General features: G+C 69.3%; 13 protein-coding genes and 1 riboswitch. Of the genes, 12 read left to right on the forward strand and 1 reads right to left on the reverse strand.

From position 1 onward, the window contains the following. Positions 1-111 precede the first annotated feature (111 nt). The 10 genes from pyrF to ESP70_RS00460 all read left to right on the forward strand — a co-directional run bounded on the left by pyrF (position 112) and on the right by ESP70_RS00460 (position 9,574). On the forward strand, positions 112-927 hold the full coding sequence (pyrF, locus tag ESP70_RS00415) for an orotidine-5'-phosphate decarboxylase (protein ID WP_149687428.1): 816 nt from the start codon (positions 112-114) through the stop codon (positions 925-927). A gap of 34 nt (positions 928-961) precedes the next feature. Further along, the gene (locus tag ESP70_RS00420; protein ID WP_149687429.1) at positions 962-1,393 is read left to right on the forward strand and encodes a hypothetical protein; all 432 of its coding nucleotides are present in this window, start codon (positions 962-964) and stop codon (positions 1,391-1,393) included. Between the two features lie 34 nt (positions 1,394-1,427). After that, complete coding sequence (mihF, locus tag ESP70_RS00425) at positions 1,428-1,766, forward strand: integration host factor, actinobacterial type (RefSeq protein ID WP_056397000.1); 339 nt, start codon at positions 1,428-1,430, stop codon at positions 1,764-1,766. Then, positions 1,759-2,361, forward strand: a complete 603-nt coding sequence (gene gmk, locus ESP70_RS00430) for a guanylate kinase (RefSeq protein WP_149687430.1) — start codon at positions 1,759-1,761, stop codon at positions 2,359-2,361. Before mihF ends, gmk begins: the two co-directional genes overlap by 8 nt. 19 nt (positions 2,362-2,380) lie before the next feature. Then, positions 2,381-2,671: a DNA-directed RNA polymerase subunit omega gene (gene rpoZ, locus ESP70_RS00435; protein WP_056214269.1), complete on the forward strand. Its 291-nt coding sequence runs from the start codon at positions 2,381-2,383 to the stop codon at positions 2,669-2,671. A gap of 29 nt (positions 2,672-2,700) precedes the next feature. Then, positions 2,701-3,903, forward strand: coding sequence for a bifunctional phosphopantothenoylcysteine decarboxylase/phosphopantothenate--cysteine ligase CoaBC (gene coaBC, locus ESP70_RS00440; protein WP_149687431.1), 1,203 nt, complete (start codon positions 2,701-2,703; stop codon positions 3,901-3,903). A 60-nt stretch (positions 3,904-3,963) separates the two neighbouring features. Then, on the forward strand, positions 3,964-5,157 hold the full coding sequence (gene metK / locus ESP70_RS00445) for a methionine adenosyltransferase (RefSeq protein ID WP_149687432.1): 1,194 nt from the start codon (positions 3,964-3,966) through the stop codon (positions 5,155-5,157). Positions 5,158-5,254: 97 nt separating this feature from the next. Continuing rightward, the gene (locus tag ESP70_RS00450) at positions 5,255-7,246 is read left to right on the forward strand and encodes a primosomal protein N' (protein WP_188110527.1); all 1,992 of its coding nucleotides are present in this window, start codon (positions 5,255-5,257) and stop codon (positions 7,244-7,246) included. 44 nt (positions 7,247-7,290) lie between these two features. After that, positions 7,291-8,214, forward strand: a complete 924-nt coding sequence (fmt, locus tag ESP70_RS00455) for a methionyl-tRNA formyltransferase (protein WP_149687433.1) — start codon at positions 7,291-7,293, stop codon at positions 8,212-8,214. Positions 8,215-8,290: 76 nt separating this feature from the next. Further along, the gene (locus ESP70_RS00460; RefSeq protein WP_149687434.1) at positions 8,291-9,574 is read left to right on the forward strand and encodes an RsmB/NOP family class I SAM-dependent RNA methyltransferase; all 1,284 of its coding nucleotides are present in this window, start codon (positions 8,291-8,293) and stop codon (positions 9,572-9,574) included. On the opposite strand, the gene ESP70_RS00465 is transcribed toward ESP70_RS00460, so the two are convergent. After that, positions 9,557-10,981, reverse strand: coding sequence for an MFS transporter (locus ESP70_RS00465; protein WP_149687435.1), 1,425 nt, complete (start codon positions 10,979-10,981; stop codon positions 9,557-9,559). The two genes, ESP70_RS00460 and ESP70_RS00465, sit on opposite strands and share 18 nt — an antisense overlap. A 113-nt stretch (positions 10,982-11,094) precedes the next feature. Between ESP70_RS00465 and ESP70_RS00470 the strand changes: the two genes are divergently transcribed. Together ESP70_RS00470 and rpe are read left to right on the forward strand one after the other, a co-directional pair. Beyond that, positions 11,095-11,709: a TetR/AcrR family transcriptional regulator gene (locus ESP70_RS00470; protein ID WP_246161725.1), complete on the forward strand. Its 615-nt coding sequence runs from the start codon at positions 11,095-11,097 to the stop codon at positions 11,707-11,709. Between the two features lie 31 nt (positions 11,710-11,740). Continuing rightward, complete coding sequence (gene rpe, locus ESP70_RS00475) at positions 11,741-12,403, forward strand: ribulose-phosphate 3-epimerase (protein WP_149687436.1); 663 nt, start codon at positions 11,741-11,743, stop codon at positions 12,401-12,403. A 46-nt stretch (positions 12,404-12,449) separates the two neighbouring features. Continuing rightward, a riboswitch (FMN riboswitch) is annotated at positions 12,450-12,588 on the forward strand. Positions 12,589-12,671: the final 83 nt, after the last annotated feature.

A 12,671-nucleotide genomic window follows, 5' to 3' on the forward strand; every position in this document is an offset into this window, starting at 1 on the left:
AACGCATGACGATCGGTCCCGCCACGCGCACGGTCGAACCGATCTTCAGGCGTTCGCGCTGCACGGACGACGCAACCGCATGAAGATCGGTCCCGCCTTGGAGGTTGCGGCATGAGCTTTGGTTCGCGTGCACGGGCGGCGATGGCGGCGTACGGTCCCGCATGCGTCGGCATCGATCCGCACTCGTCCCTGCTCGCCGAGTGGGGCCTGCCCGACGACGTCGAGGGCCTTGACCGCTTCGCCACGATCTGCGTCGAGGCGTTCGCCGGCAAGGTCGCGTTCGTCAAGCCGCAGTCGGCGTTCTTCGAGCGGTTCGGCGCGCGTGGCGTCGTCGTCCTCGAACGTACGATCCAGGACCTGCGCCACACGGGCTCGCTCGTCGTCCTCGACGTCAAGCGCGGTGACATCGGCTCGACCGCCGCTGCCTACGCCGACGCCTACCTCGACGAGGACGCGCCGATGGCCGCCGACGCGATCACGGTCAACCCGTTCCTCGGCTTCGGCTCGTTGCAGCCGTTCTTCGACGTCGCGGCCAAGAACGACGCCGGGGTCTTCGTGCTCGCCCTGACCTCCAACAAGGAGGGGCCCGAGGTCCAGCACGCCGTCAACGGTGACCGTACGGTCGCCGGCGACGTGCTCGCGCAGCTGGCCGCCCTCAACGCCGATGCGTTCCCGATGGGATCGTTCGGTGCCGTCGTCGGGGCGACGATCGGCGACGCCGCCGAGGATCTGGCCATCAACGGACCGCTCCTCGTCCCCGGATTCGGGGCGCAGGGCGGCACGGTGGACGACATTCGCCGGTTGTTCGGCTCGGTCATCGACAACGTCATCCCGTCGACCTCACGCGGCGTGCTGTCCGCCGGCCCCGATGTCCAGGCGCTCCGCGATTCTGTCGCCCGGGTCAACGCCGAACTTGTAGGGTCATAGCGTCCGGGGTCGCCCGCTTCCGAGGAGTCCATGCATGAAGAGAACCGCCGCTGTCCTGATCACGACGATCGTCGCGATCACGACCCTTTCGGGCTGCGGTGGTGGAGATCCCTATTGCGACGCGGTCGACAAGCACAAGGACTCCCTCAACACGTTCGGCGAGACCCGCACCGATGCGGCCTACGTCACCTACGCGAAGCTGCTCACCGACATCAGCAAGGACGCCCCGGCCTCGATCAAGGCGGACTGGACGGCGTTGGCCACGGCCACGACCGGCATCGTCGACGCCCAGAAGAAGGCCGGCATCAAGCTCGAAGAGATGAAGGACAAGGCCAAGCTCAAGAAGCTGGACACCAACCAGCTCAAGGAGATCAACACGGCCTACCAGAAGTTCAACGGCACCACCAAGCAGCGCAACGCCGTGGTCAAGAACGTCAAGCAGGAATGCAAGATCAAGCTCAGCTGAAACACCATTCCGTACAACAGATGAGGTGAGGCAAGTGGCACTCCCGATATTGACGCCGGAGCAGCGCAAGGCTGCACTCGAGAAGGCAGCGGCCGCCCGGCAGCTGCGAGCCGAGGTCAAGAACCGCCTCAAGAACTCGCGCGCCAGCCTGACCGAGGTCATCCAGGAGTCGCGCGCCAACGAGGTCATCGCCAAGCTCAAGGTCATCGACCTCCTGCAGTCGATGCCCGGGGTCGGCAAGGTCCGCGCCCAGGAGATCATGCAGCGCATCGGCATCGCCGACAGCCGCCGGCTCCGCGGTCTGGGCGCCAACCAGATCAAGGCCCTGATCGCCGAGTTCGCCGATAGAACAGGCCGCTCTGGCCGTGCCTGACGGGTCTCCTGCACCCGTCACACGTCCTTCGCGGCTCGTCGTCCTGGCCGGTCCGACCGCGGTCGGCAAGGGCACGGTCGCGGCCTGCGTACGCCGTAGCCACCCCGACATCTGGATCTCCGTCTCGGTGACGACCCGCCCGGCGCGTCCGGGCGAGGTCGACGGCGTCCACTACCACTTCATCTCCGACGCGGAGTTCGACCGCCTGATCGCCGAGGACGGGCTGCTCGAGTGGGCCGTCGTCCACCGGGCCGCCCGCTACGGCACGCCGCGCGCGCCCGTCGAGGAGCGGCTCGCCGCCGGCACTCCGGCGTTGCTGGAGATCGACCTGCAGGGTGCGCGCCAAGTTCGCGAACGTATGCCCGACGCACTGATGTGCTTCCTCGCGCCGCCCAGCTGGGCCGAGCTCGAACGCCGCCTCGTCGGCCGGGGGACCGAGGGCCCTGAGGAACGTGAGCGGCGACTGGCCACGGCCCGCACGGAGCTCGCCGCCGAGCCGGAGTTCGACGTGACGATCGTCAACACCGATGTCGAGACTGCTTGCCAAGAATTGGTAGACTTGTTCAGATCCGGCACGAGCCGGGTGCATTCCTAATCTTTTTGTGAGGCTCTCTGTGTCCACGACACGCTCGACTGCCATCGGCATCACCAACCCGCCGCTGGACGATCTTCTGGAGAAGGCGGACAGCAAGTACAAGCTCGTCCTCTACTCCGCCAAGCGTGCGCGCCAGATCAACGCCTACTACTCGCAGCTCGGCGAGGGCCTGCTCGAGTACGTCGGACCGCTCCTGGAGACCGGCGTGCAGGAGAAGCCGCTCTCGATCGCGCTCCGTGAGATCAACTCCGACCTCCTGACCGTCGAGGACGTCGACCCCGAGGCCGAAGCCGCGGCCACCAAGGCCTGATCCACGCTCTCTGAAGTGAGGCGGTAGGTATGGCAGAGATCGTCCTCGGCGTCTCAGGCGGCATCGCGTCCTACAAGGCCGCGGAGCTGCTGCGCCTGTTCACCGAGTCGGGCCACAGCGTCCGGGTCGTGCCCACGGTGTCGTCGCTGCACTTCGTCGGTGCCGCCACGTGGGAGGCCCTGAGCGGCAAGCCCGTGCAGACCGGTGTGTTCGAGCATGTCGACGAGGTCGCACACGTCCGCATCGGCCAGCACGCCGACCTGGTGCTCGTCGCACCCGCGACGGCCAACATCCTGGCCAAGGCGGCGCACGGTCTCGCCGACGACCTGCTCACCAACACCCTGCTCACGGCTCACTGTCCGGTGGTCTTCGCCCCGGCGATGCACACCGAGATGTGGAATCACCCCGCCACCCAGGCCAACGTCGCGTTGCTCCGGGAGCGGGGTGTCGTCGTCCTCGAACCCGCTGTGGGCCGCCTGACCGGTGTCGACACCGGCAAGGGCCGGCTGCCTGCGCCTGCTGAGATCTACGCGGCCGCGTTGCAGGTGCTCGAGGGCCGCCCGCAGGACCTCACCGGCCTGCACGTGGTCGTCTCGGCCGGCGGCACGCGCGAATACCTCGATCCGGTCCGCTTCCTCGGCAACCGATCGTCCGGTCGCCAGGGTTATGCCCTTGCCGAGGCTGCCGTCGCGCGGGGCGCCCGCGTCACGGTCGTCGCGGCCAACGTGGCGCTGCCCGACCCCGCCGGTGCGGAGATCGTACGAGTCGTCAGCACCGAGGACCTGCGCGAGCAGATGCACCTCGCCGCTGCCGACGCGGACGCCGTCGTGATGGCAGCCGCCCCGGCCGACTTCCGTCCCGCCGAGTTCGTCGAGGCCAAGATCAAGAAGACCGCGGATGGCGTCGCCCCCGACATCCACCTCGTCGAGAACCCCGACATCCTGCTCGAGCTCGTCGGCGCGCGCACCAGCAAGCGGCCGGTCATCGTCGGATTCGCCGCCGAGACCGGTGACGCCCGCGCCAGCGTCATCGAGCATGCCCGCGCCAAGCTGGCTCGCAAGGGTTGCGACCTCCTCGTCGTCAATGACGTCAGTGCCGGCAAGGTCTTCGGCCAGGACGAGAGCGAAGCCGTCATCCTCGGCGCCGACCAAACCGTCGAAGAGATCTCGTACGGTCCCAAGATCCGTCTGGCGCACGCGATCTGGGATGCTGTCGTCCAACGCTTGGACTGACGAAACAACCAGTCATCTCGCTCGTTAGAATGCTGTACAGCCCTCAACCCAGGAGAAAATGTGAGCCGCTTCTTCACGTCCGAGTCGGTGACCGAAGGTCACCCGGACAAGATCGCCGACCAGATCAGCGACAGCGTCCTCGACGCACTGCTCGCCCAGGACCCCAAGAGCCGCGTGGCCTGCGAGACGTTCATCACGACGGGCCTGATCGTTGTCGGTGGCGAGGTCACGACCGAGGCATACGCAGACATCGCCAAGATCGCTCGCGATCGGGTGCTCGAGATCGGCTACGACTCGTCGGTCAAGGGCTTCGACGGCGCGTCGTGTGGCGTGCAGATCACGCTCGACGCGCAGTCTCCTGACATCGCGCAGGGCGTCAACACGGCGTTCGAGGGCCGCACGCAGGGCTCGGCCGACCCGCTCGACCTCCAGGGCGCCGGCGACCAGGGCCTGATGTTCGGCTTCGCGTGCGACGAGACCCCCGAGCTCATGCCGCTGCCGATCACGATCGCGCACCGCCTCGCCGAGCAGCTGACCGCCGTACGCAAGGACGGCACGCTGCCCTACCTGCGCCCCGACGGCAAGACCCAGGTCACGGTCGAGTACGACGACAACGACAAGCCCGTACGCGTCGACACCGTCGTGCTGTCGACGCAGCACGAGGACGGCATCGACCTCGACTCGCAGCTCACGGTCGACATCAAGAAGCACGTCGTCGACGTGATCCTCGCCGACTTCGACATCGACACCTCCGACTACCGCCTGCTGGTCAACCCGACCGGCAAGTTCGTCATCGGTGGCCCGATGGGTGACGTCGGCCTCACCGGTCGCAAGATCATCGTCGACACCTACGGCGGCTACGCCCGCCACGGTGGCGGTGCGTTCTCCGGCAAGGACCCGAGCAAGGTCGACCGTTCGGCCGCCTACGCGATGCGCTGGGTCGCCAAGAACATCGTCGCTGCCGGCCTCGCCACCAAGGTCGAGGTCCAGGTCGCCTACGCGATCGGCAAGGCCCACCCGGTCGGCTTCTACGTCGAGGCGTTCGGCACCGAGACGGTCCCGGTCGACAAGATCCGTGAAGCCGTGCTCGAGGTCTTCGACCTGCGTCCGGCCGCGATCATCCGCGACCTCGACCTGCTCAAGCCGATCTACGCGCAGACCGCGGCCTACGGCCACTTCGGCCGCGAGCTGCCTGGCGTGGTCTGGGAGACCACGGACCGTGCCGAGGCGCTCAAGGCTCACGTCGGCGCCTGATCGTCACTGACTGCCGAACGACCCCCGCCATCAGGCGGGGGTCGTTCTGCGTCTGCGCAGCGTCGGTGTGGGTGGCGGCTGATAGAACAGCACCGTGATGACACACGAGGGTCCCGAGCAGCTGGCTCTGGTCCCGCCTGCGCCGGTGACCCGACGGCGTGCTCCGGCGGCCAAACCGCAGCCCGAGGCCGCTCCGATCCGCCCGGTCGCCCGGGTCGTGGTCGACAGCGGCTTGGCGCACCTCGACCGGCTCTTCGACTACCTCGTCCCGACGACGCTCGCCGCCAAGACGGTGCCGGGCTGCCGGGTCAAGGTCCGGTTCGCGGGTCGTCTGGTCGACGGGTTCGTCGTCGAGCGGGTCGACGCGACCGAGCACGTCGGCCGGCTGGCGTTCCTGGCCAAGGTCGTGTCACCCGAGCCGGTGCTGCATCCTGAGGTGCTGTCGCTCGCTCGTGCCGTTGCCGACCGCTATGCCGGCACGCTCGGCGACGTCCTGCGTCTCGCCATCCCGCCGCGCCACGCCCGTGCCGAGGGGTTGCGCGCCACACCCGCCGAGGGGGCCCTGCCGGTCGGCAGCGCGGCCGGCTGGCAGACGTACGCTCACGGGCTCGGCTTTGTCGCGGCGCTGCGCGCAGGAGAGCGGCCCAGGGCCTGGTGGGGTGCCATCCCCGGCCAGGATCCGGCCCAGCTGGTCGCCGAGGCGGTGCTGGCGACGCTCGGCTCGGGTCGCGGCGCGGTCGTGTGCGTGCCCGACATACGCGATGTCGCCCGTTGGGACGCGGTGTTCACCGAGGTGCTGGGGGAGGGCCGGCACGTGGCTCTCACGGCGGCCGGCGAGGCCGCCGACCGCTATGCGGCGTTCCTCGCGGCATCTCGCGGCGACGTGCAGGTCGTCCTCGGCACCCGTGCGGCCGCATTCGCCCCGGTCAAGCACCTCGGGCTGGTCGCGATGTGGGACGACGGCGACGACCTGTTCGCCGAACCGCGATCGCCCTACCCGCATGCGCGCGAGGTGTTGTTGCTGCGGGCCACGGCCCAGGACACCGCGGTGCTGATGGGTGGCTACGCGCGCACGGCCGAAGGGCAGTCGCTGGTCGACAGCGGATGGTGCAGCGAGCTCGTGGCGGACCAGCGCGCCCGTCGCAAGGCCTGGCCCCGGCTGACGGTCACGGACGGCTCGGTGGACGGTTCCGCGCCGGTCAGGCTCCCACAGGAGGCGTTCCGCGCGATCCGCGGAGCCGACGGTGCGGTGCTGATCCAGGTCCCGCGACGTGGCTACCGCGAGTCCCTGTCGTGCCAGACCTGCCGCCAGCCGGCCCGGTGCGAGGCGTGCCAGGGTCCGCTGGGCCAGCCGTCGGCCTCGGCGCCCGTCGCCTGCCGCTGGTGCGGGCGTGACGCGTCGCCGTGGGCGTGCCCACACTGTCAGGGCACCGAGCTCCGCTCGCCGGTCGTGGGGGCGCTGCGCACGGCTGAGGAGTTCGCCCGCGCCTTTCCCGACCTCGAAGTCGTGACGTCGGGTGGCCAGACGATCCTCGACCGGGTCGAGCCCGGCCGGCGTCTCGTGCTCGCGACCCCCGGTGCGGAGCCACACGTTCCGGGCGGCTATGCCGTCGTGATCCTGCTCGACACCTGGCTCATGCTGGCGCGCGAGGACGTACGCGTCGAGGAGGAGTCGCACCGTCGTTGGTTCAACGCCCTCGCCCTCGCTGGGCCGGGTGCCATCGCGGTCGCCGTGGGTGACGCCCAGACCCTGCAGGCGCTCGTCCGCGCCGATCCCGCGGGATTCGCAGCTCGCGAGCTCGCCGGTCGCGCGGAGACGCATCTGCCGCCCACTGCCAGGCTCGCCACGGTCGACGGGCCCGACGAGGTTCTGGCCAACCTGGCCAACCGGATCTGGACGCCCAACACCGAGATCCTCGGACCGGTGCCGGTGGACGCACGCTCCACGGAGGCGGGGGAACGTCTGATCCTGCGGGCACCTCGACGCGAAGGCGCCGACCTCGCCGCCGCCCTCTCCGCGCTGGCCGCCGAGCGCAGCGCCGCCAAGCAGCCGGGACTCCGCATCCAGGTCGACCCGCTGTCGCTCTGACCGCGGCACCAGCCCCCTCAGCGTCGACGCCTAGACTCGACGCCGTGAGAGTCGTCTTCGCAGGTACGCCCGAGACCGCCCTCCCATCCCTCGAGGCGCTCGTCGCCAGCCGCCACGACGTCGCCGCGGTGATCACCCGTCCCGACGCGCCGGCCGGCCGCGGTCGCACCCTGAAGCCGTCTCCCGTCGCCGAGGCCGCCGCCGCTCACGGCATCGAGGTGCTCAGGCCCGCCAAGCCGTCCGACCCTGACTTCATGGACCGCCTCCGGGCGATCGCCCCCGACTGCATCCCGATCGTCGCGTACGGTGCTCTGATCCGCCGCGAAGCGCTCGACATCCCGCAGTACGGCTGGATCAACCTGCACTTCTCGGTGCTGCCGGCCTGGCGCGGCGCCGCGCCGGTTCAGCGGGCGATCATGGCCGGCGACGAGGTCACCGGTGCGACGGTGTTCAGCCTGGTCGAGGAGCTCGACGCCGGGCCCGTGCTCGGCTCGATCACCGAACGCATCCGCGAGGAGGACACGTCGGCGGAGTTGCTGGCGAGACTGGCGGACTGGGGCAGCAGGCTGCTGGTCGACGTCGTCGACCACATCGAGGACGGTGACATCGCGGCCGTACCGCAGCCCGAGGACAACATCTCGTACGCCCCCAAGCTCACGACCGACGAGGCCAGGATCGACTGGAACCGGCCGGCGTTCGCGATCGATCGGCACATCCGAGGCTGCACGCCAGCTCCAGGTGCCTGGACCCTGCTCGAGGGCGAGCGGGTCAAGGTCGGGCCGGCAACGATCGCGGACGACCGCACGCTGGTGCCCGGTCAGCTGTCGATCGGCAAGCAGGAGGTCCGGGTCGGCACGACCACGACCGATCTCGTGCTCGGTGAGGTCCAGGCGTTCGGCAAGAAGCGCATGCGTGCCGCCGACTGGGCCCGCGGCACGTCCTTCCCTGACGGTGTGGCGTTTTCATGACGGAGCGCCAGCGAGGTCACATCGGGGCGCTCGTGCCGTCGGCTCCGTATCGTTGGCTCTTCTTGGAGGCGACGGCATGACCGATCCGTCCCGTGCGGTTGCGTTCCATGTGCTCAGGGCTGTGGCCGAGCGCGATGCGTACGTCAACCTGGTCCTCCCGGCGATGCTCGCCGAGCACCAGATCGAGGGTCGTGACGCAGCGTTCGCGACCGAGCTGGTGCACGGCACGGTCCGCAGGCAGGGCACCTACGACGCGATCATCGGTCAGGTGGCCAGCAAGGGCCTCGGCTCGATCGACCCGCCGGTGCTCGATGCCTTGCGGCTCGGCACCCACCAGCTCCTGAGCATGCGGGTGCCCGCGCACGCGGCGGTCTCCGAGACAGTCGACCTCGTGCGCCGCGAGATCGGCCACAAGCCCGTGCACTTCGCCAACGCCCTGCTGCGCAAGATCGGCCAGAAGGACCTCACCGGCTGGCTTGAGGTCGTTACGGCAGGCCTCGACGGCGACGAGGCCCGGTCCGTACGCACCTCGCATCCCGTGTGGATCGTCACGGCGCTGCGCGAGGCACTCGGTGGCCATGCGGCTCAGATCGACAAGCTCCTGGCGGCCGACAACGCCCCGCCGCGGGTCACGTTGGTGGCCCGCCCGGGGCTCTGCAGCCCAGACGCGTTGCCCGGCACGCCGGGCAAGCTCTCGCCCTACGCCCGCATCCTCGACGAAGGCGGCGACCCGGGAGCGATCCCGCAGGTGCGCGACGGCCGCGCCGGCGTGCAGGACGAGGGTTCCCAGCTCGTCGCGATCACGCTCGCCGAGGCTCAGGTGGACGGTGACGACGCCCGCTGGCTCGACCTCTGCGCCGGACCGGGTGGCAAGGCAGCGCTCCTCGGCGCGTTGGCCAAGCAGCGTGGCGCTCACCTGGTCGCCAACGAGGTGCTGGAGCACCGCGCCGACCTGGTGCGCCAAGGCGTACGCCTGCTCGACAACGTCGAGGTCACCACAGCCGATGGGCGTCACGGTCCGTGGGAGCCTGCGAGCTTCGACCGCGTCCTGGTCGACGCCCCCTGCACGGGCCTCGGGGCGCTCCGTCGCCGACCCGAGTCGCGCTGGCGCCGGTCCGAAGCCGACCTCGACGACCTCGTGCCGCTCCAGGAAGCCCTGCTCGCCCGCGCGCTCGAGCTCGTACGCCCTGGTGGCGTCGTGGTCTATGCAACCTGCTCGCCGCACGTCAGGGAGACGACGGGCGTCGTCGACGCGGTCACCGCAGGACGCGGCGACGTCGATGTGGAGTCCACCCATCAGTGGTGGCCCCACATCGACGGCACCGATGCGATGTTCTGCGCGCTACTCCGCCGCGGCTGACACGAGCTCCGGCGCCCTCGCCGACTGCCGCGGCGCCCGCATCACCACCATGGCGATGAGGAATGCCACCACGGCGAATCCCATCGAGGTCAGGAACGCGGCTTCCGCTCCCGGGACGACCTGCCCCGGAACAGCGCCCGAGGCGTAGACCGACACGATCACCGCGAGTCCGACGGCTCCACCGAGCTGCTGCATCGTCTGGAGCAGGCCTGATGCCGCTCCGGCGTGCTCGGGTTCGACGTCCGCGAGGATCGCGACGGTCGTGGGCATGAACGCCAGCCCTGCCGACGCGCCGCTGAGCAGCATCGGGCCGAGGATCGCCGTGACGTAGCCGCTGGTGGTGCTGATCTGGCTGAGCCACAAGAAGCTGACGGCCATGCCGACGGTGCCGATCGCGATGAGCCGCTGAGGACCGAATCGACCCACCAGGCGCGCCGAGATCCGTGAGACCGCGAAGATCGCAAGGGTCAGCGGCAGGAACGCGAATCCCGAGGCGAGCGGACCGAAGCCCAGCACGCGCTGGTCGTACTGCACCAGCAGGAAGAACATCGGGAACTGTGAACCGACGAGCAGCGACATCACCACGAGCGCGCCTGCCCGGCGCCGATTGCGCAGCAGGCCCAGCCGGAGCAGCGGGTGCGGCGCGATGCGCTCCGTACGGACGAACAGAGCCAGCAGCACGGCGGCGAGTGCGAAGCCGCCGATCGTGCCGATCGAGTCCCATCCGTGGTCGGGTGCGTTGATGAACGCGTAGACCGCGGCGACCGAGCCGAGTGTCGCCGTGGCTGCGCCGACGACATCGAAGCGACCGGGGCGACGTGCCGTCTCGTCGACGAACCGCCGAACGAGTGCGAGCACCGCGACGCCGATCGGCACGTTGATCATGAGCGTCCAGCGCCAGGACCCCAGATCCGTGAGCGCACCGCCGAGGATCAGGCCGATCGAGCCTCCGGCGGAGGAGACGGCGGTGAACAGGGCGAGGGCCCGGTTGCGCGAGGCAGCATCGGGCGTCGAGGTCGTGAGCAGCGCCAGCACGCTGGGTGCCGCGATGGCTGCGCCGACACCTTGCAGGACTCGCGAGGTCACGAGGAACTCGGGGTTGGGCGCGAGTGCGCCCGCCAGAGAGGCCACGGTGAACAGCCCGAGGCCGATCTCGAACACCCGGAGGCGTCCGAACACGTCGCCGAGACGGCCGCCGAGAAGCAGCAGTCCGCCGAACGCGAGGGTGTAGGCGTTGAGCACCCATGAGAGACCGGCCGGCGAGAAGTCGAGGTCGGTCTGGATGCGGGGGAGGGCGACGTTCACGACGGTGACGTCGAGAACGAGCATGAGCTGGGCGATCAACACGATCGCGATGCCGTACGAGGCTCTGCGGCCGGTGTCCGGGGGCGCGGTGATGGAGGTCATGGTGAGGTTTCCTGTCCCACGAAATGAAGTGTCGTACACTCGAACGGAGAAGGGCTCCGGTTCTTCGAACGACTATACGGAGACAGTCTCCGGTTAGCAAGGGAGGTGGGACCGTGGTGCCCGTCACGTCCACCGAAGACGCCGTCGAAGCGCCGGCCAAGCCGCTGCGTGCTGACGCCCAGCGCAACTACGACAAGCTCGTGGCTGCCGCACGTGAGGTGTTCGCCGAGCGCGGCGCCGAGGGCTCGCTCGACGAGATCGCCAAGCGCGCCGGTGTGGGACCAGGCACGCTCTATCGGCACTTCCCGACCCGCGACGACCTGATTGATGCACTGATGCGCGACTGGTCGGCGCGAGTCCTCGCCGACAGCGAGGCAGCGGTGGCGGCCGACCTCCCGGCGCGCGAGACGCTCGAGCGCTGGTTCATGGACCTGATCAAGCACCTGACGTTGCATCGTGGTGCCGCAGCCAAGCTCAGCGCCGCCTTCGACGACCCGGCCTCGCCGATCTACCGCAAATGCCAGATGCTGGCGGACGCCAACGATCTCGTGGTCAGTCACCTCACCGAGACACATGCGCTCCGCGACAACGTCGAGTCGCGCCAGGTCATGCGGCTGGTCAGTGGCATCGCGACCGTCGCAGACGCGTCGGGCATCCCCATCGAAGAAGCCGCCCCGATGCTCGACATCGTGATCGACGGCATCCTGCGCGACCGCGCCACCTCCTGATCGGCGCTCGGCGCACCACTACGCTGGCGGCATGGGCATCCAGATCACCCCGAGCATGCTGGCGTCGGACTTTGCCAACCTTGAGTCCGAGGCGGCGCGCATCTCGAGTGCCGACTGGCTGCACATGGACGTCATGGACAACCACTTCGTGCCCAACCTGACCTTGGGAGCGCCGGTCATCGAAGCGCTGGCCAAGGTCGCCAAGCAGCCGATCGACGCGCACCTCATGATCGAGGACCCCGATCGTTGGGCCCCCGCGTACGTCGAGGCCGGCGCCCAGAGCGTCACGTTCCACGTCGAGGCGGCGAAGGCGCCCGTACGCCTCGCCCGTGAGATCCGCGCCAAGGGTGCCCGCGCCTCGATGGCGCTCAAGCCGGCCACGCCGATCGAGCCCTACGAGGACCTGCTGCCCGAGCTCGACATGGTGCTGGTCATGACCGTCGAGCCGGGCTTCGGCGGCCAGAAGTTCCTCGACATCTGCCTGCCCAAGATCCAGCGGGCCCGCACCCTGATCGACAAGCACGGCGGCGACATCTGGCTCCAGGTCGACGGGGGAGTCTCTCTCGAGACGATCGAGCGGTGCGCGGAGGCCGGCGCAGACACCTTCGTCGCCGGCTCAGCCGTGTTCAGTGCCGACGACCCCGATGCGATGGTCGCCGAGCTGCGATCACATGCCGGACGTCACACCCGCTGACTGAGACCCGCGGGCTAGACTTGAGGCAACGAGCAGCAACATCGCTCGCGTGCTCCGGGGTCGGTGTAATTCCGAGCCGGCGGTGACAGTCCGCGACCCGCGGTCACATCATTCGTGATGAGGCAGCGGTTGAGCCGGTGAAATTCCGGCACCGACGGTGAAAGTCCGGATGGGAGGAGCACTGTGTCGTGGCGCGGAGCGCCACGACCGTTGGTGGCACTTGGTCACCAGAGACCCCGGGACGCGTGAGTCATCACGACCTGGAGGA

Origin of the sequence: Aeromicrobium ginsengisoli (assembly GCF_004134905.2) — a bacterium.
Lineage (GTDB): Bacteria > Actinomycetota > Actinomycetes > Propionibacteriales > Nocardioidaceae > Aeromicrobium > Aeromicrobium ginsengisoli.

Excerpts from the sequence above, each read along its gene's own strand:
- rpe (WP_149687436.1), top strand. The coding sequence starts at position 11,741 with ATGGGCATCCAGATCACCCCGAGCATGCTGGCGTCGGACTTTGCCAAC.
- ESP70_RS00450 (WP_188110527.1), top strand. The coding sequence starts at position 5,255 with ATGACACACGAGGGTCCCGAGCAGCTGGCTCTGGTCCCGCCTGCGCCG.
- ESP70_RS00420 (WP_149687429.1), top strand. The coding sequence starts at position 962 with ATGAAGAGAACCGCCGCTGTCCTGATCACGACGATCGTCGCGATCACG.
- pyrF (WP_149687428.1), top strand. The coding sequence starts at position 112 with ATGAGCTTTGGTTCGCGTGCACGGGCGGCGATGGCGGCGTACGGTCCC.
- ESP70_RS00460 (WP_149687434.1), top strand. The coding sequence starts at position 8,291 with ATGACCGATCCGTCCCGTGCGGTTGCGTTCCATGTGCTCAGGGCTGTG.
- coaBC (WP_149687431.1), top strand. The coding sequence starts at position 2,701 with ATGGCAGAGATCGTCCTCGGCGTCTCAGGCGGCATCGCGTCCTACAAG.
- ESP70_RS00465 (WP_149687435.1), bottom strand. The coding sequence starts at position 10,981 with ATGACCTCCATCACCGCGCCCCCGGACACCGGCCGCAGAGCCTCGTAC.